Origin of the sequence: Anaeromyxobacter sp. Fw109-5 (assembly GCF_000017505.1) — a bacterium.
Taxonomy (GTDB): Bacteria; Myxococcota; Myxococcia; order Myxococcales; family Anaeromyxobacteraceae; genus Anaeromyxobacter.
This window is the reverse complement of the sequence record NC_009675.1, coordinates 645250-668399: the sequence shown is the minus strand read 5'-3', so window position 1 is coordinate 668399 and position 23150 is coordinate 645250. Positions and strand designations below refer to the sequence as shown.

Here is a 23150-nt window from a genome sequence, read left to right as displayed (position 1 = left end):
GCCTCACCGCGCCCCGGCCACCGCCTTCAGCGCCTTCTCGATCGCGTCGGGCGCGCAGCGGATGTCCATGAAGCTGTGCGAGCCCATCATCTTGAGGTCCGGGAAGTTCACCGCGATCCGGAAGCGGGCGTAGAGCGCCCGCACGTCACCCTCCGTGACGAGGATCTCGTACGGCAGGTGGCCGGTGGAGCGGACCGGCTTGAAGTCGATCTCCTTCATGATGCGCGCGTCGCCCGAGCAGCCGTCGGTGAGCGCCACCCCGAACACCGTCTGCCGCCCGCCGGGGAGATCGATCCGGTACACCTTGCTCGCGCCGCCGCGCCGCTCCGCGAGCCCGGCCTCGACCGCCCTGACCGCCTCGTCGTGGCTCGCGAAGTGGCCGAGCTTCGACGGCTCGTCGAAGTACTCCATGCCCACCATGTAGTGGTACTTGCGGAGCTCCTTCGCGCTCTTCCCCTCCGACGGCCCGTACTCCTCGATCCTCCCCAGCGCGCCCTGGAGCGACGCCGTGACCGGCGCGAGATCGCCGGGGAGGCGGTAGGCCGCCGCCATGTACACCGGGTTGGTGAAGGCGACCTGGACCTCCTCGCCCACCCTCGTGATGGTGACGCGCTGGGCGGCGACGTAGCCGCCGGACCCGGTCTTCGCGCCTTCGGCCTTCAGCGTCTCGTTCGTCACCGCGAGCACCACGGCGCCGGGGTACGGCGCGTAGCTCCCGGCGATCTCGAACCCGGCGGCCTGGAGCTTCTGCCTCGCCGTGCTCGCCGCCGCCTCCACGTCGCCGGCACCGCGTGAGGCGAGCACGAACGGCTTCATCTGGGGGTCGGCGGCGAGGGCAGAGGTGGCGAGCAGGAGGCTGGCGAGGGCGAGGCGCTTGGTCATGGCGGGTCCTTTCGCGGCGGAGCGCGAGCGATCGAGCCTGAGAGCCCCCAGACGCCGGTGCGGTTCTGGACAGGATGTCGCATGGGGCCGGCTTCACCGACTGGACCGCTCCAGGGACCGCCGCGAACGGGACGACCTGTCGCGTACGAGCGGGCTCGGGTGTCACGGTGACGTGGCCCGCGCTCCGAGGAGGCGGGCGCGGCTCCGTTCGCCCGACCGGACTCGAGAGACGCCGATGAGAGCGACCCCCCGTGCATCGATGGTTGCCCTGGCCCTGGCGCTGGGCGCCGGCTCGGCCGGTGCGGCAGACGACGAGCCCAGGGATCGGAAGGGCGAGGAGAAGCGCCCCGACCTGTCGCCGCGGGCCCCCGAGCTGGACTTCGATCTGCTCGGCAAGCCTGCGAAGAAGGCCAACCCCGAGGTGCAGCGGAAGCTCGAGACCCGGCGCAAGATGCTGACGCTGCACACCGGCATCGGGATCGCCACCTGGGCGGCGCTGGCCACGACGACCGCGGTCGGGCAGCTCGACTTCGACGATCGCTTCCGCGGCGGCGGCGACACCGGCAAGTACCACGGGTGGCACACCGGCCTCGCCTACGGCACCAGCGCGCTGTTCCTCACGACGGCGCTGCTCGGCGTGCTCGCGCCGAAGCCCTTCTCCGAGCCGGCCCGGCTCGACACGGCGCTGCTGCACAAGATCGCCATGGGCGTGGCCACCGCCGGCATGATCACCCAGATCGTCCTCGGCGTCGTCGCGCGCGGCCAGGCCGGGAGCCTCTCCGAGCGTGACCTCGCGACCGCGCACCAGCTCGTCGGCTACTCGACGCTGGGGGCGATGACGTTCGGGATGACGGTGCTCGTCTTCTGAACCCGCGGGGAGTGGACGCCGCCCGGGGGCCCGCTCCGTCACGTGCGCTTCTCGATGAGCACCGACGTCTGCGAGGAGCCCGCGGGGAGGCCGCCGATCGAGCGGAGCCGCCGCACCGCCTCGTCGCCCTTCTCCAGCTCCTTGGCAGCGGCCTGCTTCACGGTGTTCCACGGCACCTGGGACTTCGTGCAGACCGCGAAGATGCGCTCCGGGCCGGCCCGCCCGTCGAGCAGGGCCGTCGTCGGCAAGAGGTGCTGCTCCGCCGGGTGGACGATCGCCTCGGAGGCTCGATCGCCCTTGGGCGGATACAGCCGCGCGATGTCGCCCGTCGGATCCACCGAGAGGATCCAGAGGTTGCAGGGCGAGCTCGGGTGGACCTCGAAGCGCAGGGCCGCGGCCGCGGGGACGGGCTCGCCGTCTCCGACGGGCGTCGCCCTCGACGGATCCGCGACGTACACGGCGAGCGCGAGGGTGGGCGCGGCGGTCGTCCAGTACCGCGCCGCCAGGAACGCGATCACCGCCGCCGCGGCGGCGAGCGGCGCGGCGAGGCGCACCCAGCGCCGTGCGGGCGGCGCGCGCCTCGGCGTCCTCACCGCGACGGTCACGGTCGCCACCGTCGCCGGGTACACCTCGCGCTGGAACTCCTCGCCCGCGGCGCGCATCTCGGCGAGTCGCGCCTGGCACGGCGGGCACGAGGCGACGTGCTGCGCCTCGGGCGCCTGCGGCTCGAGGAGCAGCACCTCCAGCCTCAGATCGGACGGGCAGCCCGTCATCCTTCACCTCGGGCCAGGTACTCCCGCGCCGACTCCACGAAACGGTCGAGCCGGCGGCTGACCGTCCGCCGGGAGATGCCGAGGGCGCGCGCGAGTTCCTCGTGCTCCATCCCGTCCACGAACACACCCACCGCCACGGCCTGCGTCACCGCGTCGAACCGCGACAGCACCTGCTGCGCGACGAGCCGCTGCGGCTCGGCCGGAGAGCCCGGCACGGCGTGGACCGGGCAGAGCTCCAGCGGCTGTTCGCCGTGCCGTCGCGCGTTGCGGAGCAGGTTGAGGCAGTGGTTGGTGGCGACCCGGTAGATCCAGTGCAGAACCACCTCCGGCTTCGTCGAGTCGGTCCATTGACGGAGGAGCTGGACGAAGACGTCCTGCGTCGCGTCGCGGGCGAGCTCGCGATCGCGAAGGAGGCGCAGGCAACGTCTGTAGACGGCGGGTCCGTACGTCCGGTACAGCCGGGCAGCCGCCGCCTCGTCCAGAGGCACCGCACGGTCGTAATGACACCGCCGAGCAGGGGCGAGTGTCTCGCGGCGGCCGAGCCCAATGGGGTGGCGGGACGGCGGCTGCTCCCGGCGTGTCACCGAGGGCTCGAGCCGGGTGTCTGAAGCGGCAGAGGGCCGCCGCTCCTCCTCGCGCCTCCGCCCGGGGCGACCCCTGTTGCGGCCCTCCGAGGTGCCCCGTGATCGCGTCGATCGTCGCCGCCGCCCTCCTCCTCGCCGCACCCGAGGCCGTGCCGCGGACCTTCAGCGTCCTGCCCGGCAGCACCCTCGCCTACCGGCTCGTCCACAGGTTCCACGAGGTGAACGGCGTCTCCCGCGCCGTGGAGGGCAAGGCGCGGGTGCTGCCGGACGGGACCGTGCAGGTGATGGTCCGCGCGCCGCTCGACTCGTTCGACTCCGGCAACTCGAATCGCGACGCGCACATGCTGGAGGCCACGGGCGCGGCGCAGAACCCGTACGTCGAGTTCAAGGGCGTGGGTCGCCTCGACGCGCCGGACGCCCATCCCTCCGAAGCCCGGGTCGCCCTGCGCGGCGTGCTCACGCTGAAGACGCCGCGCGCCGTCGAGGTGGCGCTCACCGTGCGCTTCGACTCCGCGGAGCGCGCCCACGCCGAGGCCAGCTTTCCGATCAGCCTCGAGGAGCACCACGTGGAGCGGCCCTCGCTCATGTTCGTGAAGGTGGACGACCGCGTCGTCATCGACGCGAAGCTCGACCTGGAGGCGGACCGATGAGCCTCACGCGCCGTCGCTTCCTGGTGAGGACCGCCGCCGGCGCCGCCGGCGCCGTCGCGGGGGCGGCCCTGCCCGGCTGCGCACCCGACGCATCGCCGGCGCCGCTCGTGGACGTGCCGGCCCCGGTCGGCGGCCGCCTGAGCCTCCTCGTCGCTCGCTACCCGGAGCTGGCGAAGGTGGGCGGTGCGGTGCGAGCGCGTGCGCCGGGCCTCGACGAGCCGGTCCTCATCGCTCGCGTCACGGAGGACGGCTTCGTGGCGATGTCGAGCGTCTGCACGCACCAGGGCTGTCCGGTCGGATTCGACGGCGCGCAGGTGGTCTGTCCCTGTCACCAGTCCACGTTCGACCTGCAAGGGCGGGTCACGAACCCGCCCGCGGTCCAGGGCCTCACGCCTTACGCCGCGTTCTACGACCCGAGCCTCGGCGAGCTCGCGGTGGACCTCGTCGCCGGCGACGAAGGGTTCCCGCGCTGGGACGCCGGCGTGGTGACGTTGCCGCTCGCTCAGTACCCGCAGCTCGGGCAACCGGGAGGCTCGGTCGCCGGGCGGCCCGGGGGAGCGCCCCGGCCGCTCGCGCTCCTCGTGGTCGCGCTCCCCGACCTTGAGTACGCGGCGCTCGACGCGATCTGCACGCACCTCGGCTGCACCGTCGGCTACGACGCGGGGCGCGCGCTCGTCATCTGCCCGTGCCACGACTCGCGCTACACGACGGACGGCGTCGTGCAGCAAGGTCCCGCGACTCGGAAGCTCCAGCGATACGACGTCACCGCCGATGCCCAGGCGGTGACGGTGCGCATCCCGGCCTGACCCTCCGAGCGGTGAGCGCGCGAGCCGCGGGAGCGATCAGGGCCCCGACAGCGGCACGAGCACTCCGCCGGGCGTGCCGCGCGAGCCCGAGTGCACGTGCGCCGCGTTGGGGGCGACCAGCCCGACGGTCAGCAGGAACCCGCCCACCTCGCCGCTGGTCCCGTCGTCGAGCGCGAGCAGGCCCGCGCCGAAGGCCGTCGTCGTCACCGCCGGAACCTCCTGGCCGCCGTCGAGCGAGGCGATGCGGACGAGGTCTCTCTGCTCGAGCTGGCCGCGGATCTCGCCGCCCGGGTTCGCGGCGGTGTGCACGTTGTAATAGAGGTTCTTCTCCGCGAACGCGGTCCGCTGCTCCGCGGTGAGCGCCCCCGCGCCATCCGGAACGACCCATAGACCGGGCCCGCCGGAGAGCGGCAAGATGACGCCGCCCGGGGTGCCCTTGGCGCCGAGGTGGACGTGCGCGGCGTTCGCGCCCGTGAGCCCCGAGGCGACGATGAAGCCACCCGGCACTCCCGTCGTGTCGTCCACGACGAGGATGCCCGCGCCGAAGCCGCTCGTGGTCACCGGCGGGGTCTCCTCCCCACCGCTGAGCGACGTGACCTGGACGGTGCCGCCCTTGTCGAGCTGACCGCGGATCTCGCCGGCCGGGTTCGCGGAGGTGTGCACGTTCACGAAGAGGTCGTTCCGCTCGAACGCGTCGATCTGCTCGGAGGTGAGCTGCGCCGCGCCGTCCGGAACGACCCAGACCTCAGGCCCGCCCGACAGCGGGACGATGATGCCGCCGGGAGAGCCGCGCGCGCCCAGGTGGACGTGAGCGGCGGTCGCGTTCACGAGGCCCGACGTCGTCACCAGCCCCCTGATCCGCCCCGTGCTCGTGTCTACCGTGAACGCGCCCGCACCGAACGCGCCCGTCGTGACCGGAGGCGTCTCCTGGGCGCCGTCGAGGGTCGCCAGCCGGAGCGTTCCGCCGTGGTCGAGCTGACCGCGGATCTCACCGCCCGTGTTCGCCGCCGTGTGCGCGTTGTAGTAGAGGCCTCCCGCCGTGAAGGCGGCGCGGCCATCGCTCGTCAGCGCGGGCGCGGATTCGGGGATGACCCACAGGGCCGTCGCGGCGGTTCCTCCACCGCCGCCTCCACCGTCGCCTCCGTAGCCGTCTCCGCCCCCACTCCCGCCTCCTCCTCCGTACGAGGAGCCGCCGCAGGCGGCGAGGACGAACGACGCGACCAGCGCGACCCGTGACGACCGGCGGCAAACCCTGTGTTCCATGGCTCAGTCTCTCCCCCGCGCGAACGGCCACGGGGACTGACACCGCGGCCGGCGCTGGGATGCCGCACCAGGTGGGTCTACGCCGCGGACGATCGCCGTCCGGCGAAGCGAACGTTTGCAGGGCCCGCGAGGACCTCGGCAGCCGTGTCGATCTCGCGGAGCCTCGCTCGTCGTGTCCTTAAGGCCCCAGCCAAGGAGACGGAGCGATGCGCGTCATGATCATGCACAAGGTGAACGAGAGCACCGAGGCGGGGGTTCTCCCCGGCCCGGAGGTGCTCGCCGGGATGGGGAGGCTGATCCAGGAGATGGTGCAGGCCGGCGTGTTCCTCGACGCCGCGGGGCTGAAGCCGAGCTCGACGCGGGTGCGCCTGAACTTCTCCCGGGGCGAGCGCGAGGTGACGAAGGGGCCGCTCGTCGGGAGGAACGAGCTCATCGCCGGCTTCGCGCTGATGAAGGTGAGGTCGATGGAGGAGGCCATCGCGTGGGCGACGCGCTTCGCGCAGGTGGTCGGCGACGTGGAGATCGACGTCGGCCCGGTCACCGAGCCCTGGGACCTCGGCGTCGCGCCGAGGCCGCCGGGAGAGGTGCCGCTGCGCGTCCTCGCGATGCACAAGGCGGACGAGAGCTCGGAGGCCTTCGCCGCGCCGAACCCGGAGACGATGGCGGAGATGGGGAAGCTCATCGAGGAGATGACGAAGGCCGGCGTGCTCCTCGCGACCGAGGGGCTGAAGCCCAGCTCGGAAGGGTGGCGGCTCAGGTACGGCGGGGGGAAGCGCACCGTGATCGACGGGCCCTTCGCCGAGTCGAAGGAGCTCATCGCCGGCTACGTGATGCTGCGGGTGAAGTCGCGCGAAGAGCTCCTCGACTGGGCCGGGCGCTTCGCGGCCGTGGTCGGCGACGTCGAGCTGGACGTTCGCCCGCTGTTCGAGGACTCGGACCTCGCCCCCGTCGAGCCTCACGGACGGGGAGCGGCCGAGGGGAGGCGGGCATGAGCGCGCGCGCCACATCGATCGGACGCTCCGCGACCTCCGGGCACGGCGCGGGAGACGCCTCGAGGACGAGGCTGTGGGCTGGACGGATCCTCACTGCCCTCCCCGTCCTGTTCCTGCTCTTCGACGGCACCATCAAGCTCTTGAAGCTCGACCCCGTCGTCGAGTCGTTCGCTCGGCTCGGATATCCCGCGACGATCGCCCGCGGGATCGGGGGGCTCGAGCTCGCGCTCATCGCCGTCACCCTCGTTCCGCGGACCTCGCTGCTCGGAGCGGTCCTGCTGACGGGCTATCTCGGTGGGGCCGTCTCCACGCACGTGCGCGTCGGCGATCCGCTCTTCACCCACGTCCTCTTCCCGAGCTACGTCGGGGTGCTGCTATGGAGCGGGCTCTATCTGCGCGACGACCGGCTCCGGACGCTCATGGCGTCGCGAAGGGGCCGCGCGGGGAGCACGGGAGCGGCGCCGAGCTGGCGATCGGAGCGAGCCGCGAGCTGACCGCGGGCCGCGCGTCACGCCGCGCAGGGCAGGCGGGACTCGATCGCCCCGGCCTCCACCCCGACCAGCTCCGCCGCCTCGCGGACCGACAGCCTCCGGCGCTGGACGAGCACGCGGCCCGCGAGCGCGCGCGCCTCGCGGGCGCGGCAGGCGTCGCTGAGCAGCAGCGACGCGTGGAGGGCGAGCCTCGCCTCCTCGGGCACGGCGGGGTCGACGAGCAGCATCGGGACGAGCGACCAGGTGTTCATGGCCCGTTACTTAAATCGACGGAGGTCGATTTTCACGCCGATCGGCGTGACCCACATCCGCTCACCGGCCGCGCGCCCGTCGTTCCGCGGGCTTGGGCCTGTTCGCGCCCGAGAGGGTCCGCGCCCGGAGCGCGTCGAGGTACGCCTCCATCACGTCGCGCCGGAACCGGTAGAAGGCGAAGTGGCCGTCGCGGCGACGCTCGAGGAGCTGCGCGTTCACCAGCTCCTTGAGGTGGTGCGACACCGTGGACTGGCAGAGCTCGGTCGTCTCGACGATCGCCGAGCACGAGAGCTCCACCGCCGCCGCCGCGCGCTCGAGGATCTCGCAGCGCTGGGGATCCGCCAGCGCTTTGGCGATGTCGCAGAATTCCTCGTCCGTGAGCCCGACCGGCATGGTCACCTGCCCCCCGCCAGCATCGATAGCGGTCGATGATTGGGGAGTCAAGGCGTACCTCCGGCAGCGCTGCGGCCAGGACCGTCCCCGAAAGGTTCGCCGGGAGGCGAGAGCGGACGCTTATGGGAATCGGGCATGGACACCCGTGCACTGGCCGCGACCGCGGCGCGCCTCGAGACCCTTGCCTATGCCGCGCTGCGCCTCGTCGCAGGAGCGATGTTCGCGTTCCATGGCGCCCAGAAGATCCTGGGCTGGCTCCCCGCCGGACCCGCACCGGCGCTCGGCACGCAGCTCTGGTTCGGGGGGATCATCGAGCTCGTGGGCGGGACGCTCATCGCGCTCGGGCTCTTCACGCGCGCGGCGGCCTTCCTCGCCTCCGGGACGATGGCCGTCGCGTACACCCAGTTCCACTGGAAGCTCGCGGTGGCGAACTTCGCGTGGCTGCCCTCGGTGAACAAGGGCGAGCTCGCGGCGCTGTACTGCTTCCTGTTCCTGTTCGTGATGGCGCGAGGCCCGGGGCCGGCGTCGCTCGACGCCGTGCTCCGCGGCGGCGCGCGCGCGCGTTGACCCGCAGCACACGGCATCGCCCCTCCTGTGCGGAGTCGCCGCGCCCGTGCGCCCGGCTCACGTGCGAGCACGGGCGCGCGCCGCGCACACGCCGCCGAAGCGCCCGAGATCGCTGCGAGGGCTCCCGCCCTGCCCGCGTGGCACGAGCGGTGAAGTGCCGCGCGCTGCGGTCCGGTCTTCAACCTTCACGAGGAGAGATCCATGCGCAAGCTGCTCGCCGCGGTGTTCGCCCTCACGCTGCTCGCCGTCCCCTTCACCTCTCACGCGCAGGTCTCGCTGGGCCTGCGGCTCGGCTATGCCCCGGCGCTCGGCGACGCCGCCAAGGACGCCAAGATGTCCGACGGCGTGAAGAGCCAGATCCCCATCCAGCTCGACGCCGGCTACAAGCTCACCCCGAAGCTCTCGCTCGGCGGGTACGCGTCGTACGGCTTCGGCCAGTCCGGCGACGAGTTCGACGCATACTGCGACGGGGCCGACTGCTCCACGCGCGTCGTCCGCGTCGGCGTGCAGGGGCTCTACACCTTCGACGCGATCGGACGGCTCCAGCCGTTCGCGGGCGTCGGCGCCGGGTACGAGTGGGGGAGCCTGACGGCCGAGGCCGGCGGCCAGGAGGCCACCCTCTCCTACCGCGGCTTCGAGCTGCTGAACCTCACCGCCGGCGCGGACTACGCCGTGAGCCCGCAGTTCGCGATCGGGCCGTACCTGGGGTTCAGCGTCGGCCGGTACTCGAACGTGTCGATGGACCTCGGCGCCGAGGAGATCTCGGGCGAGATCGACGATCAGGCGATGCACGAGTGGCTGCAGCTCGGCATCCGCGGGCGGTTCGACCTCTAGGCCACCTCCCGGCCCGCCTCCTCTCCCCCGGAGCGCCGGGGGAGAGGCTCGTCCGGGCCGTGAGCGTCCGCCGGTCGCCCCGGGGCCCCAGCAGCCTCTCCGGTCGCTCCTCACGCGCCTCGGCTGCGCCGCGTCGCCTGGGCGCCGCCCGAGCCGCGCGTCGCGCGCGCGAGCTCGAGGCGGTGCGCGAAGACCCGCCGGAACAGCCCCGCCTCGCGCTCGGCGTCCCAGAGCTCGAGATCGATCGGTCCGCGGGCGGTGATCGCGATCCGGACCGCGCCGTTCCGGGTCGACGTGGCGAGCCGGCGCACGGGCTGGTGGTGGCTGCGGTCGAGCGCGTCCGCGACGCGCAGGATCGCGACCAGCTTCCGCACCGCGGCGAGCTCGCCCGACCCGAGGTCCTCGAGATCCGCGCGGCCCCGCGACGGCGCGCTCCGGCGGTGGTACCGCGCGACGAGCGCGACGAGCTCCCGCTCGCGATCCGAGAAGCCCGGCAGGTCCGCGTTCGAGACGAGGTAGTAGGTGTGCTTGTGGTGCGCGTGCACCGACACGGCGTGGCCCACGTCGTGGAGGAGGGCCGCCGCCTCCAGCACCCGCCGCATCGAGGGCGGCAGCCGGTGCAGCGGCGCGAGGCGATCGTGGAGCTCGAGGGCGAGGGCCGCGACGTGCGTCGCGTGCGCCTCGTCGAACCCGAAGCGGCGGCCGAACCCGACGAGCGCCTCGGCGCTGGACGCGTCGCGCAGGGCCGAGCTGCTCCGGACCAGCTCGACGAGGATGCCGTCCCGCAGCCCCTTGTCCACGGCGACGATCGACTCGAGGCCGAGGTGGCGCGCGGCGGCCTCCAGGATGGCCGCCCCCGCGACGATGATCTCGGCGCGCCGCGGGTCGAACTCGCGCGCCCGCTGCTGGAGCGACATCCCCGCGAGCGCGTCCACCGCGCGGCTCACGTCGCCGCGCGTCGCGCTGCGCCCCTGGTCCGCCGCGAACCCCACGGCCGCGCCGATGGTCCCGGAGCTGCCGAGCGCCCTGCGGACGGATCTCGGCGGGTGGGGGATCGCCTCGCGGAACTCCTCGGCGGCGTAGGCGCGCAGCGCGGCGAGCCGCGCCGGAGACACCCGCCCGCGCGTCTCGAAGATCTGCGTGAGCCGGACCGCGCCGAGCGGGACCGACCAGAGATCCGTCGGCGCCTCGCCGAGCGCGCGCGCCACCTCGGTCGATCCGCCGCCGATGTCCAGCACGAGCGCCGGCGCATCGGGAGGACGCCCGCGCAGGACGCCCGCGCAGATCAGCCGGGCCTCCTCGCGACCGGAGACCACCTCGAGCTCGATCCCGGCGGCGGCGCGCACCCGCCTGACGACGTCGGGGCCGTTCTTCGCCTCGCGGATCGCGCTCGTCGCCACGGCCCGGACGCGCGCGGAGTGACGCCGGCACAGCGCCGCGTACCGGCGCAGCGTGGAGATGAGGCGCTTCTCCACGGCCGGCGGCATGCGGCCGGTGACGAACACCCCCTCCCCTGGACGAATGGGATCGCGCTCCTGGTGCAGCGTCTCGATCGACTCGCCCGGGCCCGCGCGCGCGATCTCCAGCCGGATGGCGTTCGTGCCGACGTCGATCGCGGCGACGACGTCGGGGTGGGAGCTCTTCACGCCGAAGGAGTGTAGCCGCGCACTCGGACGTGCGCTCGGGGGCGGAGCGGCCCGCGCCCGGCGTCCAGGCGACCGGGTGGGCGCCGCGCCTGGCGTGGCGTCTCGGCGACGCGAACGTGACGGTTTCGTGACGAACGCGGCGGCCGGCTTCGGGGCTGGTGCGTCCGGACCGTTGCGACTACAAAGCCGCATCCGCTCACGCCGGGAGGTGCGCATGCTCCGCGAATCGGTCTTCCTCTGCAGGTACGGCTCCGGCGACACCGAGCACGTCGCCCACGTCCTCGCCTGGGACGACCGCGAGGCGGCCGAGCTGTTCGCGAGCGAGATCGAGCAGGACGTCGGGGACGTGCGCGTGTCGGACATCCACGTGGAGTCCGTCGACGCAGGCCACGCCGCGGTCAGCGGCGCCTGATCCGCCGAGGCGGCGTCCCCGCCTCAGGGGCCGTCGCGGCCGTCGGGCGGGACGGGCGCCGAGGGCGAGGCGAGCAGCCGCGCCTGCGCATCCACGGGCGGCTCTCCGTCGGCTGGCCGGATCCGCTCGTACTCGCCGTCGGCCCGCATCCTGCGCGCCCGGCGGTTGTCCGCCAGGTACGTGGCGAGCACGCGGTCGCGCAGGTGGCGCACGAGCGCCGGATCAGTGACCGGAAACAGCACCTCGACGCGGCGCGACAGGTTCCTCCGCATGAGGTCTGCGCTGCCCAGGTAGACCTCCTCGGCGCCGGCGTTCCGGAACCAGAAGATGCGGCTGTGCTCGAGGAACCGCCCCACGACGCTCGTCACGCGCACGTTCTCGGTGGCGCCCGGGACGCCCGGGCGGAGGCAGCAGATGCCGCGGACGAGGAGGTCCACCTGGACTCCGGCCCGCGAGGCGCGCACGAGCGGCTCCACCATCCGCTCGTCGGCGAGCGCGTTCACCTTGAACACGAGGTGGCCGCCGCGCCCCGCGCGCGCGTGCTCGGTCTCACGCTCGATGAGCTCGACGAGCCGCTCGCGGAGGTTCACCGGCGCGACGAGCAGGCGCCGGAACTCCCGGGGGTGCGCGTAGCCGGTGAGGTAGTTGAAGAGCTGCGTCGCGTCCTCGCCGATCTCCTCGTCCGCCGTGAAGAGCCCGAGGTCCGTGTACACGGCGGCGGTGAACGGGTTGTAGTTCCCCGTGGACAGGTGGACGTAGCGCGCGAGCCGCTCGCCCTCGCGCCGCACGACGAGCGCGATCTTCGAGTGGGTCTTCAGGCCGAGGAGCCCGTAGATGACGTGGACGCCGTCCGCCTCGAGCGCCTTCGCCCACCCGATGTTGCTCTCCTCGTCGAAGCGCGCCTTCAGCTCCACCAGCACCGCCACCTGCTTGCGGTTCTGGTTCGCCTCGAGGAGCGCCTCGACGACGGGCGAGTTCCGCCCCACGCGGTACAGCGTCATCTTGATGGCGAGGACGTCGGGATCGCGGGCCGCCGCCCTCAGGAACTCGACGACGGGCCCGAACGACTCGAACGGATGGTGGATGAGCACGTCCCGGCGCCGGATGGCGGCGAAGACGTCGTCGTCCCCTCGCAGCGCGGCCGGCACGGCCGGGAACAGCGGCGGGAACTTGAGATCGCTGCGCTCCACGGACGCCAGCGAGGACACTCCCGAGAGCGCCAGCGGGCCCTCCACCACGTGGATGTTGCGCGGCTGGATCTCGAGGTTGTGCACGAGGAGATCGCGGATGTGATCCGGCATCCCCGGCGTCACCACCAGCCGCACCACCGAGCCGAACCGCCGCTCCCGCACGCCGTGCTCCACGGAGGCGAGCAGGTCCGCCGCCTCCAGCTCCTGGAGCTCCATCTCGGCGTCACGCGTGACGTGGAAGGGGTGGACCCCCTTCACCTTCACTCCCGGGAAGAGCCGCTCCACGTGCGCCGCCACGAGCTGCTCCAGCCAGACGAACGCGTGGTGACGGTGCGCCGTTCCCGACCCGTCGAGCCCGCCGGTCGCACGCCCGATGGGCACGAGCCGCGGGAGCGTGTCCGGCACCTTGATGCGCGCGAACCGATCGATGCCCTCGTCCTCCACCAGCACCGCGAGGTTCAGGCTCAGGTTCGAGATGTGCGGGAAGGGCCGGCCGGGGTCGAAGGCGAGCGGCGTCAGCACCGGCATCACCATCTCGTCGAAGTAGGTGCGCGCCCAGCTCGCCTGCTTGGGGTCGAGCTGAGGGTGATCGAGGACGTGGATGCCGGCCGCGTCGAGGGCGGGCAGGAGCTCGTCCTGCCAGGCGGCGCCGAGCGCGCGGGTGAGCCGGAGCGTCTCGCGGCGCAGCTCGGTCAGCTGCTGGAGGGGGGTGAGGCCGTCGGACGACGGCTCGGTCAAGCCGGCGGCCACCTGCTGCTCGAGCCCGGCGACGCGGATCATGAAGAGCTCGTCGAGGTTCGCCGCGACGATCGACAGGAAGCGGACGCGCTCGAGGAGCGGGTTCGAGGGGTCGTTGACCTCCTCGAACACGCGCCACTGGAAGGCGAGGAGCGAGAGCTCGCGATTCACGAGGAGGCCGGGGTCGAGCTTCGCGGTGTCCGCCGCGAGGTCGCGCGCGACCGCGGCCGCCGCGTCGGCTGCTACGCCGGCGGCGGGCGCGCCGTCACCCCCCGCGCGCGGGCTGACGACCTCCGGGGGAACGGCGGGTTCCGCCGGGCTCTGCATCGGACCTCCGCGACGACCTCTCGACTCGATGGCGGAGCCTAGCGCCCCCGCCTTCGGAGTGCACGCCCCGGCGCGGTGACGAACGCGTGACGGCGCGCGATGTCGCAGGCCGTCCGGCACCTCGGACGTGTAGCGAGGCGCGCCCTCGCCTCCATGGCGCGCGGGCGCGGCGAGTCGCACATTCGAGGCATGCCCATCTCCTCCGTCCGGGCGCGCACGGCGGGCGGCTTCCACGTCGTGGTCGAGGCGCCGCGCGGCGCGACCGTGAAGCTGAAGCACGACCCCGCGCTCGACGTCATGTTCGCTCACCGCCCGCTCCCGCTCGGGTTCGCCTACCCCTACGACTGGGGATTCGTCCCGGGGACGAAGGCGGCCGACGGCGACCCGGTCGACGCCCTCGTCTACTGGGAGGTGGCGAGCTACCCGGGCGTGGTGATCCGCTGCCGCGCGCTCGGGGTCCTGGAGCTGGAGCAGGACGCGAAGGGCGGCGGGCGCGAGCGGAACGATCGGATCCTGGCGCTTCCGCTCGCGAACCCCCGGGGCGCGGGGCTGCACACGCACGCGGACCTCGACCGCCGCGTGCTCGAGGAGATCGAGCACTTCTTCACCTCGTCGGTGTTCTTCGAGCCGAAGGATCCCCGCGTCCTCGGGTGGCGCGGCCCCGAGGCGGCGGAGCGGCTGCTCGGGGGATAGCCTTGGCGAAGCCGGCCGAAGTCCCCGGGCTCGCGCCCGACACGCCCGTCTCGGTCGCGGCGCCGCTCCTCGTCCGCAGCCGCCTCGAGGACGTCCGCCAGTACGAGGCCGCGGTCTCGGTCGACGAGGGCGAGCCCGACGTGGAGGCCGTGCACGACATGCGCGTCGCGGCGCGGCGGCTGCGCGCCGCGATGGCGCTCTTCGGGCGCGGAGACCTCGCGGACCTCGAGGACGAGGTGAAGGCGCTGCAGGACGCGCTCGGCGACGTCCGCGACCCGCAGGTGCAGCGGGCCTGGCTCCTGGAGCGCGGCGCGGACGGCGGCACCCGCGCGCTCGTCCGGTGGGCGGAGGCGGGCTTGCCGCGCGCGGTGAAGCGGCTGCGCCGCGCGGTCCGCGCCTTCGACGCCGCCGTCGCGCCCGAGATCGAGCGCGCCGCCTCCGCCGCGCCTGGGAAGGGTCGCCTCGGGGGGAGGCGCATCGCGCGCGAGGTGAAGGACCGCCTGCGCACCCTGAAGCGGCGACTCGCGGCGGCGCGGAAGGCGCCCAACCCCCGCACCGCCCACCGGCTGCGGATCGCCGCGAAGAAGCTCAGGTACGTGGCGGAGGTCGCACGGCCGGGCTTCCCCGCCGGCGCGGAGCGCGTGGTCGAGGCGCTCGCGCCGCTCCAGGAGAGGCTCGGGACGCTGCACGACTGCGACGTGCGCATCGCGCGGCTCTCGGCGCTGCTGCGGGACGGCGCCAGGCGCGAGCGGCGCGAGGCGCGGACGCTGCTCGCGTGGCTCCGCCACGACCGGGCCCGCCAGCGGCGCGCCCTGGCCGAAGAGCTCGAGCGCTGGCGGGAGGAGCGCGTCGTGCGCTCGCTCCGGCGACGGTTCACGAAGGGTCGACGCGACCGGGAGCGCCTGGGCCGCGCCGGCGCGGGCGTGCGCCGCGCGAATGGCGGGGCGGCTCCCGCCGCGACCTCGTCGGGCGCCTGAGGCGGCCGTCGCTCGCGGAACGTTCACCCGGCGGCGGGAGAGCCCTGGACAGCCCTCTCAGGGCCGGTAGGCGCGCACGAACGTCCGCACCGCGCGGCTCACCGTCTCGCGCACCTGCTCGTCGGCCGGGTACTCGAGCATGGCGAGGCGCGCGCGGGCGAGGAGGTCGCCCTGGCAGAGGGCCACGAACTGCACGGCCGCGGAGCGCGGGTCGTCGATGCGGAGGGCGCCGCTCCGATCCCACCGCTCGAGGTGCGCGGCGATGAGCTCCTGGGTGAGGCGGGGACCGCGATCGAAGATGGTCCGGCCGACCTCCGGGAAGCGCCCCGCCTCCGCGATGGCGTGGCGGTGGAGGCCCACGACGGCGGGCGAGAGCAGCACCCGCATCACCTTCTCGCCGATGCGCTGCAGCCCCTGCTCGACGTCGCCGGCGGGCTGGTCGAGGCAGGCGCGAAGCCCGGCGCGCATGGCCTCCGCCTCCTCGAGGGCGCAGGCGACGAACAGCGCCTGCTTGTCCTCGAAGTGGTGGTAGACGGTCGCCTTCGACACGCCCGCCCGGGCGGCGATCAGATCGACGCTCGCCCGCTCGAAGCCCAGCTCTCCGAACGTCCGCCGTGCGCCGACCAGGATCTGGCGGCGCTTGGCCGGTACCGCTTCGGGTTCGCCCACGTCGGCGCGGTCACTCACGATTGACCTAGACTGAACCGTTCAGTATGGTCCGTCAAGCCCGGGCGTGCGCGAGCCAGCCGCACCCCCCATCCTCTCCTAAGAAAAGGCGCGAATGAGCACACACCTCTCGACCTCCCTCGTACTCGGGCTGGCGCTCCTCTCCGCGTGTGGCCAGAAGTCCGGGGCCAAGGCGTCCGGCGGCCCGGTGGAGGTCGGCGTCGTGACGCTCGCGCCCACGTCGGTGACGCTCACGAAGGAGCTGCCGGGCCGCACGTCCGCGTTCCGCGTGGCGGAGGTGCGGGCCCGCGTCAACGGGATCGTCCAGAAGCGGCTCTTCACCGAGGGCGCCGACGTCAAGGCCGGGCAGCCCCTCTTCGTCATCGATCCTGCGCAGTACCAGGCGTCGCTGGAGGGAGCGAAGGCGCAGCTCGCCCGCGCCGAGGCGAGGGTCGCGTCGGCCCGGATGCAGGCGCAGCGGTACACCGAGCTCGTCGCCGAGAACGCGGTGAGCAAGCAGGAGGCCGACGACGCGGTGGCCGCGCTGAAGGCGGCGGAGGCGGACGTCGCGGCCGGGCGCGCCGCCGTGCAGACCGCGCGGATCAACCTGGGCTACACCACCGTCACCTCTCCGCTCACCGGGCGCATCGGCCGCTCCGCGGTGACGGAGGGCGCCTACGTCCAGCAGGGCCAGGCGACGCTGCTCGCGACCGTGCAGCAGCTCGACCCCGTCTACGTGGATCTCACGCAGTCGAGCACCGAGGCGCTGCGGCTGCGGCGCGACCACGCCGAGGGCAAGCTGCAGCGCGCCGGCCAGGGGCAGGCGAAGGTGCAGCTCGTGCTCGAGGACGGCCGGCCCTACGGGCTGGACGGGACGCTGCAGTTCGCGGACGTCACGGTCGATCCGAGCACGGGCTCGATCGGGCTGCGCGCGCTGTTCCCGAACCCGCGCGGCGAGCTCCTGCCGGGCATGTTCGTGCGCGCGCGGCTGCAGGAGGGGGTGAACCCGGAGGCCCTGCTCGTGCCGCAGCAGGCGGTCGCGCGCGACCAGAAGGGGCAGCCCACCGCGCTCGTGGTCAACGCGGAGCGGAAGGTCGAGCGCCGGCAGCTCGTCACGGATCGCGCCATCGGCGACGCCTGGCTCGTGACCTCCGGGCTCTCCCGCGGGGAGCAGGTGATCGTGGAGGGGCTGCAGAAGGTCCGGCCCGGCGCGGAGGTGAAGCCCGTCCCGGTGGCCGGCCCGAAGCACGCCGTCCGCTGAGCGCCGATCCCGCCGCATCAGGAGCACCCGTGGCCCAGTTCTTCATCGATCGTCCGATCTTCGCGTGGGTCGTCGCCATCATCGTGATGCTGGCCGGCGCCCTCTCGATCCTCACCCTGCCCGTCTCGCAGTACCCCGCCATCGCGCCGCCGACGGTGAGCGTCATCGCGAGCTACCCCGGCGCGTCCGCGAAGACGCTCGAGGACACGGTCACGCAGGTGATCGAGCAGCGGATGACCGGCCTCGACGGGCTGCGGTACATGTCGTCGTCGAGCGACTCGTCCGGCAACGCGCAGCTGACGCTGACGTTCGAGGCCGGCACGAACCCCGACATCGCGCAGGTGCAGGTCCAGAACAAGCTCCAGCTCGCGATGCCGCAGCTCCCGCAGGACGTCCAGCGGCAGGGCGTGCGGGTGGTGAAGTCGGCGGCCAGCTTCCTGCTCATCATCGGCCTGGTCTCCGAGGACGGGTCGATGACCCGCAACGACATCTCGGACTACGCCTACGCCTCGATCCAGGATCAGATCAGCCGGGTCAACGGCGTCGGCGAGGTCCAGACCTTCGGCTCGCAGTACGCCATGCGCATCTGGCTCGATCCCGACCGCCTCACGAGCTTCCGGCTGACGCCGCTCGACGTGTCGAGCGCCGTCCAGTCGCAGAACGCCCAGGTCTCCGGCGGTCAGCTCGGGGGCCTCCCGGCCGTCGAGGGGCAGCGCCTCACGGCCACCATCACCGCGCAGACGCGCCTCCAGACCGCGGAGGAGTTCAGGAACATTCTCCTGCGCGTGAACCCCGACGGCTCGCAGGTCCGGCTCGGAGACGTCGCGCGCGTCGAGCTCGCCGGCGAGAGCTCGGAGATCGAGACCTTCTTCAACGGGCGCCCGTCGAGCGGCATCGGCGTCCGGCTCGCCGCGGGCGCGAACGCGCTCGACACCGCCGGCGCGGTGCGGGCGCGCATGGACGAGCTCTCGAAGTTCTTCCCGCCCGGCCTGAAGGCCGTCTATCCCGTCGACACGTCGCCGTTCGTGCGGCTCTCGATCGAGGAGGTCGTGATCACGCTCGCGGAGGCGATCGTCCTCGTCTTCCTCGTGATGTACCTCTTCCTGCAGAACTTCCGCGCGACGCTCATCCCGACCATCGCCGTGCCGGTGGTGCTGCTCGGCACCTTCGGCGTGCTCGCCGCGGCGGGGTTCAGCATCAACACGCTGACCATGTTCGGGCTGGTGCTCGCCATCGGCCTGCTGGTCGACGACGCCATCGTGGTGGTCGAGAACGTCGAGCGCGTGATGAGCGAGGAGGGGCTGCGGCCCAAGTCCGCCACGCGCAAGTCGATGAGCCAGATCACCGGGGCGCTCGTCGGCATCGCGCTCGTGCTCTCGGCCGTCTTCGTGCCCATGGCCTTCTTCGGAGGCTCCGTCGGCGTCATCTACCGGCAGTTCTCCATCACCATCGTCGCCTCGATGGCGCTGTCCGTGCTCGTGGCCCTGACGCTGACGCCGGCGCTGTGCGCCACGCTGCTGAAGCCGGTCGAGCGCGGGCACGGCCTCGCGCGCGGCGGCTTCTTCGGCGCGTTCAATCGCCTCTACGACCGGGGCGCGGGGCGCTACGGGCGCGTGGTCGGGTTCCTCATGCGCCGGCGCGTCCGGGCGCTGATCGCCTACGGCGTGATCGTGGCCGCGCTCGCCGGGCTCTTCGCGCGCATGCCCACGGGCTTCCTGCCGGCCGAGGATCAGGGCACCGCGTTCGCCCAGATCCTCCTGCCGCCCGGCAGCACGCTGCAGAGCACGCGCGAGGTGCTCGAGAAGGTCTCGAACCACCTGCTCACCGAGGAGAAGGACTCGGTCGAGTCGGTGATGTCCATCGCCGGGTTCAGCTTCAGCGCGCGCGGCCAGAACACGGGCGTCGCCTTCATCCGGCTCAAGCCCTGGGACGAGCGCGAGGGGAAGCACCTCAAGGCGGACGCGATGGCGGCGCGGGCGATGCGCGCCTTCTCGACCCTGAAGGAGGCGAACGTGTTCGTGTTCACCCCGCCCGCCGTGAGCGAGCTCGGGAACGCGAACGGCTTCGAGCTCCAGCTCCAGGATCGCGCGGGCCTCGGGCACGACGCGCTCATGGACGCGCGGAACCAGCTCCTCGGGCTCGCGCAGAAGGACCCCCGGCTCGCGAAGGTGCGCCCCGCGGGGCTGGAGGACACCGCGCAGTTCAAGATCGACGTCGACCAGCAGAAGGCCGCCGCCCTGGGCATCTCGCTCGCCGACGTGAACGCGACGATCGCCTCGACGTGGGGCGTCAGCTACGTGAACGACTTCATCGACAAGGGGCGCACGAAGCGCGTCTACCTGCAGGCCGACGCGCCCTTCCGGATGCACCCCGAGGACGTGGGCCGCTGGTACGTCCGCCAGCGCGGGGGCGAGATGGTCCCCTTCTCCGCGTTCGCCACCGGGAGCTGGACCATGGGGTCCCCCAAGCTCGAGCGGTTCAACGGGCTCCCCGCCGTCGCCATCCAGGGCGAGCCGGCGCCGGGCCACTCCTCGGGCGAGGCGATGGCGGCGCTCGAGGAGATCGTCGGCCAGCTCCCGAGCGGCGTCGCGGCGGACTGGTCCGGGCTCTCCTACGAGGAGCGGCTCTCGGGCGCGAACGCGCCGGCGCTCTACGCGCTCTCCATCCTCGTGGTCTTCCTCTGCCTCGCCGCGCTGTACGAGAGCTGGTCCATCCCGGTGTCCGTCCTGCTGGCCGTGCCGCTCGGCGTGATCGGGGCGGTGATCGCGTCCAGCCTGCGCGGCCTCCCGAACGACGTGTACTTCCAGGTGGGCCTGCTCACGACGGTGGGCCTCTCCGCCAAGAACGCCATCCTCATCGTCGAGTTCGCGCGCGAGCTGCACGATCGCGGCAGATCCGCCCCGGCGGCGGCGCTCGAGGCGGCGCGCATGCGGCTCCGGCCCATCCTCATGACGTCGCTGGCGTTCGTCCTGGGCGTGCTGCCGCTCGCGCTCGCGAGCGGCGCCGGCGCCGGGAGCCAGAACGCCATCGGGTTCGCGGTGATCGGCGGCATGCTCTCCGCGACCGCGCTCGCGATCCTCTTCGTGCCGCTGTTCTTCGTGCTCATCGCGCGCAGGGCGCCCGCGCCGGCCGGGGTGCCGCCCGAGGACGCGTCCGGCGCCGAGGACGTCAGGGAGGACGCGGCCCATGCGTAGCGCCCCGCACGCGCGCGCCGCGCTCGGCGCCGCCGCCGTCCTCCTGGCGGGCTGCACGCTGGCGCCGCGCTACCAGCGCCCGCCGGCCCCGGTCGCGGAGGCCTGGGAGGCAGGCTCGACCCCGGCCGCCGCGGGTCCCGCCGCGGCCGACCTCGGCTGGCGCGACGTGTTCGGGGACGAGCGGCTGCGCGCCCTGGTGGCGCTCGCGCTCGAGAACAACCGCGACCTCCGCGTGGCCGCGCTGAACGTGGAGCTCGCCCGGGCGCAGCACCGGATCCAGCGGGCGGAGCTGCTCCCCGCGGTCGGAGCGTCCGCCAGCGTCACGCGCCAGCACCTCGGCGAGGACCTGAGCCCCACGGGCGAGGCCCAGACCACCACCGGCTACACCGTGGGGGTGGGGGTCGCCGCGTTCGAGCTGGACCTCTTCGGCCGCGTGCGCAGCCTGTCGGCGGCGGCCCTCGAGCGGTACCTCGCGACCGAGGAGGCGCGGCGCGCCGCGCACCTCTCGCTCGTGGCGGAGGTCGCGACCCAGTACCTCTCCGCGCGCGCCCTCGACGACCAGGTCGCGCTCGCGCGCCAGACGCTCGAGACGGTGGAGTCGGCGCTCGCCCTCACCCGGCGCACCTTCGAGGCGGGCAAGACCTCCGAGCTCGACCTGCGCATCGCCGAGGCCCAGGTCCAGACCTCTCGCTTCAACCTGTCCCGCGCGCTGCTGCTGCGGGCGCAGGCGCAGAACGCGCTCGTGCTGCTCGTGGGGGAGGCCCTGCCGGCGGAGCTCCCTCCGCCCCAGCCGCTCGAGACGCAGGCGCTCCTCGCCGAGCTCCCGCCCGGCGTGCCGTCCGAGGTCCTGCGGCGGCGCCCCGACATCCTCGCCGCCGAGCACGCGCTCCGGTCCGCCAACGCCAGCATCGGAGCGGCGCGCGCGGCGTTCTTCCCCTCCATCTCGCTCACCGCGTTCGGCGGGACGTCGAGCCCCGAGCTCTCGGGCTTGTTCGGCGCCGGCGCCACGACCTGGAGCTTCACGCCGCGGGTGAACCTCCCGCTCTTCACCGGCGGCGCGCTCCGGGCGAGCCTCGACGTCGCGCACCTGCGGAAGTCCATCGAGGTGGCGCAGTACGAGCGCGCGATCCAGGGCGCGTTCCGCGAGGTGGCCGACGCGCTCGTGGCGCGGGCGGCGCTCGACGAGCAGCTCGAGGCGCAGCGGGCGCGCACCGAGGCGGAGCAGCGGCGGTACGACCTGTCGGAGCTCCGCTACCGCAAGGGCGTGGACAGCTACCTCGGCGTGCTCGATGCCCAGCGCGAGCTGTTCGCGGCGCGGCAGCTCCTCATCCAGTCGCGCCTCGCGCGCCTCGTGAACCTGGTGGACCTGTACCGGGCGCTCGGCGGAGGGTGGCGCGAGCGCTCCGCCCCGAGCGGCGGGGAGACCGCGACGAGCGGCACGTGAGCGCGGGCGAGCAGGGCGAGGCCCCCGTCGCCGCCCGCGCCGCGCCGGAGCCGCCGGCCGGCTCGAAGGCGAGCGCGGCCCTGCCGAGGGCGGTGGTCGGCCTCGGCCTCGTGAGCCTGCTCACCGACGCCTCGAGCGAGGCGATCTTCCCGCTGCTGCCGGCGTTCCTCGCGACGCTCGGCGCCTCGAACACGTTCATCGGCCTCGTGGAGGGGGCGGCGGAGCTCGTCGCGAACTCGCTCAAGTACGCGACCGGCCTGCTCGCCGACCGGCGCGCGCGGCTGAAGCCGCTGGTCCTCGCCGGCTACGTGCTCTCCACCGCGGCCCGGCCGCTCGTCGCCTTCGCGGCCGTCCCGTGGCACGTGCTCGCCGTCCGCCTGGTCGACCGCGTCGGGAAGGGGGTGCGCACGAGCCCGCGCGACGCGCTCATCGCGGCCGCGGCGGAGCCCTCGATCCGGGCGCGCGCCTACGGCTTCCACCGGGCCATGGACCACGCCGGCGCGGCCGTCGGCACGCTGCTCGGGGCCGGCATCCTCTGGTCGCTCGGCGCGCGGGGCGCGCAGGCCGCGACGGCGGAGCAGCTGCGCACGGTCTTCCTCTGGGCGGCGGTGCCGGGCGTCCTCGCGGTGATCGCGCTCGCCCTCACCCCCGAGCCGCGGCGCGCGGCGCCCCGTCCGCGCGCGCGGCGGGACGGGCGCCTCCCGCCCGCCCTGCGGCGCGCCCTCGTGCCCCTCGGGCTGTTCGCGTTCGCGAACGCGACCGACGCCTTCATCCTCGTGAAGCTGGCGCGGCTCGGCGGCGCCCCCATCCTCGCCCCGCTCCTCTGGCTCGCCCTGCACGTGGTGAAGGCCGCCACCGCCACCGCCGGCGGGCGGCTCGCCGACCGGTACGGGAAGCGCGACGCGCTGGCGCTCGGCTGGACCGTTTACGCCGTCGCGTGGTCCGCGATCGGCTTCGCCGAGACCGTGCCCGCGCTCTTCGTCCTCGGCGCCGTGTACGGGATCTCCCACGGCCTCGTCGAGGGGGCGGAGCGCGCGCTGGTGGCCGAGCTCGCCGCCGGGAACGCCACCGGCAAGGCGTTCGGGGTCTACAACATGCTCGTCGGGCTCGCGGCGCTCGCGGCGAGCACGACCTTCGGCTTCGTCTGGGACGCGCTGGGCAGCGCCGTCGCGTTCGCCGGCTCCGGCGCGCTGGCGCTCCTCGCCGCGCTCGCGCTGCTGAAGCTCGTGCCGCGGCCCGCGTGACGC

The 23150-nt window shown here is 73.6% G+C and carries 23 protein-coding genes; 14 read left to right on the top strand and 9 right to left on the bottom strand.

The window, feature by feature from the left end; translation table 11 throughout:
• Positions 1-3: 3 nt before the first annotated feature.
• Complete coding sequence (locus ANAE109_RS03005; protein ID WP_011984907.1) at positions 4-882, bottom strand: hypothetical protein; 879 nt, start codon at positions 880-882, stop codon at positions 4-6.
• A 235-nt stretch (positions 883-1117) separates the two neighbouring features.
• On the opposite strand from ANAE109_RS03005, the gene ANAE109_RS03000 reads away from it, so the two are divergent.
• Positions 1118-1750, top strand: coding sequence for a hypothetical protein (locus tag ANAE109_RS03000; protein WP_011984906.1), 633 nt, complete (start codon positions 1118-1120; stop codon positions 1748-1750).
• A gap of 38 nt (positions 1751-1788) precedes the next feature.
• Here the strand turns inward: ANAE109_RS03000 and ANAE109_RS02995 are convergent, their stop codons facing one another.
• On the bottom strand, positions 1789-2523 hold the full coding sequence (locus tag ANAE109_RS02995; RefSeq protein ID WP_011984905.1) for a DUF4384 domain-containing protein: 735 nt from the start codon (positions 2521-2523) through the stop codon (positions 1789-1791).
• Entirely contained in the window at positions 2520-3011 is a 492-nt protein-coding gene (locus ANAE109_RS02990) for an RNA polymerase sigma factor (RefSeq protein ID WP_011984904.1), read from the bottom strand. Before ANAE109_RS02990 ends, ANAE109_RS02995 begins: the two co-directional genes overlap by 4 nt.
• Before the next feature lie 194 nt (positions 3012-3205).
• On the opposite strand from ANAE109_RS02990, the gene ANAE109_RS02985 reads away from it, so the two are divergent.
• Positions 3206-3757: a YceI family protein gene (locus tag ANAE109_RS02985; protein ID WP_011984903.1), complete on the top strand. Its 552-nt coding sequence runs from the start codon at positions 3206-3208 to the stop codon at positions 3755-3757.
• Positions 3754-4563 carry a Rieske (2Fe-2S) protein gene (locus tag ANAE109_RS02980; RefSeq protein ID WP_011984902.1) on the top strand — a complete coding sequence of 270 codons (810 nt, stop codon included), beginning with the start codon at positions 3754-3756 and terminating at the stop codon, positions 4561-4563. The genes ANAE109_RS02985 and ANAE109_RS02980 overlap by 4 nt, the downstream gene beginning before the upstream one ends.
• A gap of 36 nt (positions 4564-4599) precedes the next feature.
• Here the strand turns inward: ANAE109_RS02980 and ANAE109_RS02975 are convergent, their stop codons facing one another.
• Entirely contained in the window at positions 4600-5826 is a 1227-nt protein-coding gene (locus tag ANAE109_RS02975) for a CHRD domain-containing protein (protein ID WP_011984901.1), read from the bottom strand.
• A 206-nt stretch (positions 5827-6032) separates the two neighbouring features.
• Between ANAE109_RS02975 and ANAE109_RS23910 the strand changes: the two genes are divergently transcribed.
• Both ANAE109_RS23910 and ANAE109_RS02960 read left to right on the top strand, forming a co-directional pair.
• Positions 6033-6818 (top strand): YciI family protein, encoded by a 786-nt coding sequence (locus ANAE109_RS23910; RefSeq protein WP_011984900.1) that lies wholly within the window; start codon positions 6033-6035, stop codon positions 6816-6818.
• Positions 6815-7312 (top strand): DoxX family protein, encoded by a 498-nt coding sequence (locus ANAE109_RS02960; protein ID WP_011984899.1) that lies wholly within the window; start codon positions 6815-6817, stop codon positions 7310-7312. Before ANAE109_RS23910 ends, ANAE109_RS02960 begins: the two co-directional genes overlap by 4 nt.
• A gap of 14 nt (positions 7313-7326) precedes the next feature.
• On the opposite strand, the gene ANAE109_RS02955 is transcribed toward ANAE109_RS02960, so the two are convergent.
• Together ANAE109_RS02955 and ANAE109_RS02950 are read right to left on the bottom strand one after the other, a co-directional pair.
• Complete coding sequence (locus ANAE109_RS02955; protein WP_011984898.1) at positions 7327-7560, bottom strand: hypothetical protein; 234 nt, start codon at positions 7558-7560, stop codon at positions 7327-7329.
• 61 nt (positions 7561-7621) lie between these two features.
• A complete protein-coding gene (locus ANAE109_RS02950; protein ID WP_011984897.1) occupies positions 7622-7954 on the bottom strand; it encodes a helix-turn-helix transcriptional regulator in 333 nt (110 codons plus the stop codon).
• A gap of 135 nt (positions 7955-8089) precedes the next feature.
• Here ANAE109_RS02950 and ANAE109_RS02945 point away from each other — a divergent pair, with 135 nt between their 5' ends.
• Both ANAE109_RS02945 and ANAE109_RS02940 read left to right on the top strand, forming a co-directional pair.
• Complete coding sequence (locus ANAE109_RS02945) at positions 8090-8521, top strand: DoxX family protein (RefSeq protein WP_011984896.1); 432 nt, start codon at positions 8090-8092, stop codon at positions 8519-8521.
• Positions 8522-8722: 201 nt separating this feature from the next.
• The gene (locus ANAE109_RS02940) at positions 8723-9355 is read left to right on the top strand and encodes an outer membrane beta-barrel protein (protein WP_011984895.1); all 633 of its coding nucleotides are present in this window, start codon (positions 8723-8725) and stop codon (positions 9353-9355) included.
• Positions 9356-9465: 110 nt separating this feature from the next.
• Here the strand turns inward: ANAE109_RS02940 and ANAE109_RS02935 are convergent, their stop codons facing one another.
• Positions 9466-11001: a Ppx/GppA phosphatase family protein gene (locus tag ANAE109_RS02935; RefSeq protein WP_011984894.1), complete on the bottom strand. Its 1536-nt coding sequence runs from the start codon at positions 10999-11001 to the stop codon at positions 9466-9468.
• A gap of 214 nt (positions 11002-11215) precedes the next feature.
• Between ANAE109_RS02935 and ANAE109_RS02930 the strand changes: the two genes are divergently transcribed.
• Positions 11216-11413 carry a hypothetical protein gene (locus tag ANAE109_RS02930; RefSeq protein ID WP_041448088.1) on the top strand — a complete coding sequence of 66 codons (198 nt, stop codon included), beginning with the start codon at positions 11216-11218 and terminating at the stop codon, positions 11411-11413.
• 23 nt (positions 11414-11436) lie between these two features.
• On the opposite strand, the gene ppk1 is transcribed toward ANAE109_RS02930, so the two are convergent.
• Positions 11437-13668: a polyphosphate kinase 1 gene (ppk1, locus tag ANAE109_RS02925; RefSeq protein ID WP_011984893.1), complete on the bottom strand. Its 2232-nt coding sequence runs from the start codon at positions 13666-13668 to the stop codon at positions 11437-11439.
• Positions 13669-13857: 189 nt separating this feature from the next.
• Between ppk1 and ANAE109_RS02920 the strand changes: the two genes are divergently transcribed.
• Both ANAE109_RS02920 and ANAE109_RS02915 read left to right on the top strand, forming a co-directional pair.
• The gene (locus ANAE109_RS02920) at positions 13858-14361 is read left to right on the top strand and encodes an inorganic diphosphatase (protein WP_041448770.1); all 504 of its coding nucleotides are present in this window, start codon (positions 13858-13860) and stop codon (positions 14359-14361) included.
• 2 nt (positions 14362-14363) lie between these two features.
• Positions 14364-15338: a CHAD domain-containing protein gene (locus ANAE109_RS02915; protein WP_011984891.1), complete on the top strand. Its 975-nt coding sequence runs from the start codon at positions 14364-14366 to the stop codon at positions 15336-15338.
• 57 nt (positions 15339-15395) lie between these two features.
• Here ANAE109_RS02915 and ANAE109_RS02910 read toward each other — a convergent pair whose 3' ends face one another.
• Positions 15396-16025, bottom strand: a complete 630-nt coding sequence (locus ANAE109_RS02910) for a TetR/AcrR family transcriptional regulator (protein WP_011984890.1) — start codon at positions 16023-16025, stop codon at positions 15396-15398.
• A 94-nt stretch (positions 16026-16119) separates the two neighbouring features.
• Between ANAE109_RS02910 and ANAE109_RS02905 the strand changes: the two genes are divergently transcribed.
• The 4 genes from ANAE109_RS02905 to ANAE109_RS02890 are packed head-to-tail and all read left to right on the top strand — an operon-like array spanning position 16120 to position 23147.
• Positions 16120-17265: an efflux RND transporter periplasmic adaptor subunit gene (locus ANAE109_RS02905; protein ID WP_011984889.1), complete on the top strand. Its 1146-nt coding sequence runs from the start codon at positions 16120-16122 to the stop codon at positions 17263-17265.
• A gap of 29 nt (positions 17266-17294) precedes the next feature.
• Positions 17295-20459 (top strand): efflux RND transporter permease subunit, encoded by a 3165-nt coding sequence (locus tag ANAE109_RS02900; protein WP_011984888.1) that lies wholly within the window; start codon positions 17295-17297, stop codon positions 20457-20459.
• Positions 20452-21903 carry an efflux transporter outer membrane subunit gene (locus ANAE109_RS02895; RefSeq protein ID WP_011984887.1) on the top strand — a complete coding sequence of 484 codons (1452 nt, stop codon included), beginning with the start codon at positions 20452-20454 and terminating at the stop codon, positions 21901-21903. The genes ANAE109_RS02900 and ANAE109_RS02895 overlap by 8 nt, the downstream gene beginning before the upstream one ends.
• Positions 21900-23147: an MFS transporter gene (locus tag ANAE109_RS02890; RefSeq protein ID WP_011984886.1), complete on the top strand. Its 1248-nt coding sequence runs from the start codon at positions 21900-21902 to the stop codon at positions 23145-23147. Before ANAE109_RS02895 ends, ANAE109_RS02890 begins: the two co-directional genes overlap by 4 nt.
• Positions 23148-23150 lie beyond the last annotated feature (3 nt).

What these genes read in the sequence shown, in the direction of transcription:
- ANAE109_RS03005 (WP_011984907.1), bottom strand. Translation starts at nt 882, where the DNA reads ATGACCAAGCGCCTCGCCCTCGCCAGCCTCCTGCTCGCCACCTCTGCC.
- ANAE109_RS03000 (WP_011984906.1), top strand. Translation starts at nt 1,118, where the DNA reads ATGAGAGCGACCCCCCGTGCATCGATGGTTGCCCTGGCCCTGGCGCTG.
- ANAE109_RS02995 (WP_011984905.1), bottom strand. Translation starts at nt 2,523, where the DNA reads ATGACGGGCTGCCCGTCCGATCTGAGGCTGGAGGTGCTGCTCCTCGAG.
- ANAE109_RS02980 (WP_011984902.1), top strand. Translation starts at nt 3,754, where the DNA reads ATGAGCCTCACGCGCCGTCGCTTCCTGGTGAGGACCGCCGCCGGCGCC.
- ANAE109_RS02975 (WP_011984901.1), bottom strand. Translation starts at nt 5,826, where the DNA reads ATGGAACACAGGGTTTGCCGCCGGTCGTCACGGGTCGCGCTGGTCGCG.
- ANAE109_RS23910 (WP_011984900.1), top strand. Translation starts at nt 6,033, where the DNA reads ATGCGCGTCATGATCATGCACAAGGTGAACGAGAGCACCGAGGCGGGG.
- ANAE109_RS02960 (WP_011984899.1), top strand. Translation starts at nt 6,815, where the DNA reads ATGAGCGCGCGCGCCACATCGATCGGACGCTCCGCGACCTCCGGGCAC.
- ANAE109_RS02955 (WP_011984898.1), bottom strand. Translation starts at nt 7,560, where the DNA reads ATGAACACCTGGTCGCTCGTCCCGATGCTGCTCGTCGACCCCGCCGTG.
- ANAE109_RS02950 (WP_011984897.1), bottom strand. Translation starts at nt 7,954, where the DNA reads ATGCCGGTCGGGCTCACGGACGAGGAATTCTGCGACATCGCCAAAGCG.
- ANAE109_RS02945 (WP_011984896.1), top strand. Translation starts at nt 8,090, where the DNA reads ATGGACACCCGTGCACTGGCCGCGACCGCGGCGCGCCTCGAGACCCTT.
- ANAE109_RS02940 (WP_011984895.1), top strand. Translation starts at nt 8,723, where the DNA reads ATGCGCAAGCTGCTCGCCGCGGTGTTCGCCCTCACGCTGCTCGCCGTC.
- ANAE109_RS02930 (WP_041448088.1), top strand. Translation starts at nt 11,216, where the DNA reads ATGCTCCGCGAATCGGTCTTCCTCTGCAGGTACGGCTCCGGCGACACC.
- ppk1 (WP_011984893.1), bottom strand. Translation starts at nt 13,668, where the DNA reads ATGCAGAGCCCGGCGGAACCCGCCGTTCCCCCGGAGGTCGTCAGCCCG.
- ANAE109_RS02920 (WP_041448770.1), top strand. Translation starts at nt 13,858, where the DNA reads ATGCCCATCTCCTCCGTCCGGGCGCGCACGGCGGGCGGCTTCCACGTC.
- ANAE109_RS02905 (WP_011984889.1), top strand. Translation starts at nt 16,120, where the DNA reads ATGAGCACACACCTCTCGACCTCCCTCGTACTCGGGCTGGCGCTCCTC.
- ANAE109_RS02895 (WP_011984887.1), top strand. Translation starts at nt 20,452, where the DNA reads ATGCGTAGCGCCCCGCACGCGCGCGCCGCGCTCGGCGCCGCCGCCGTC.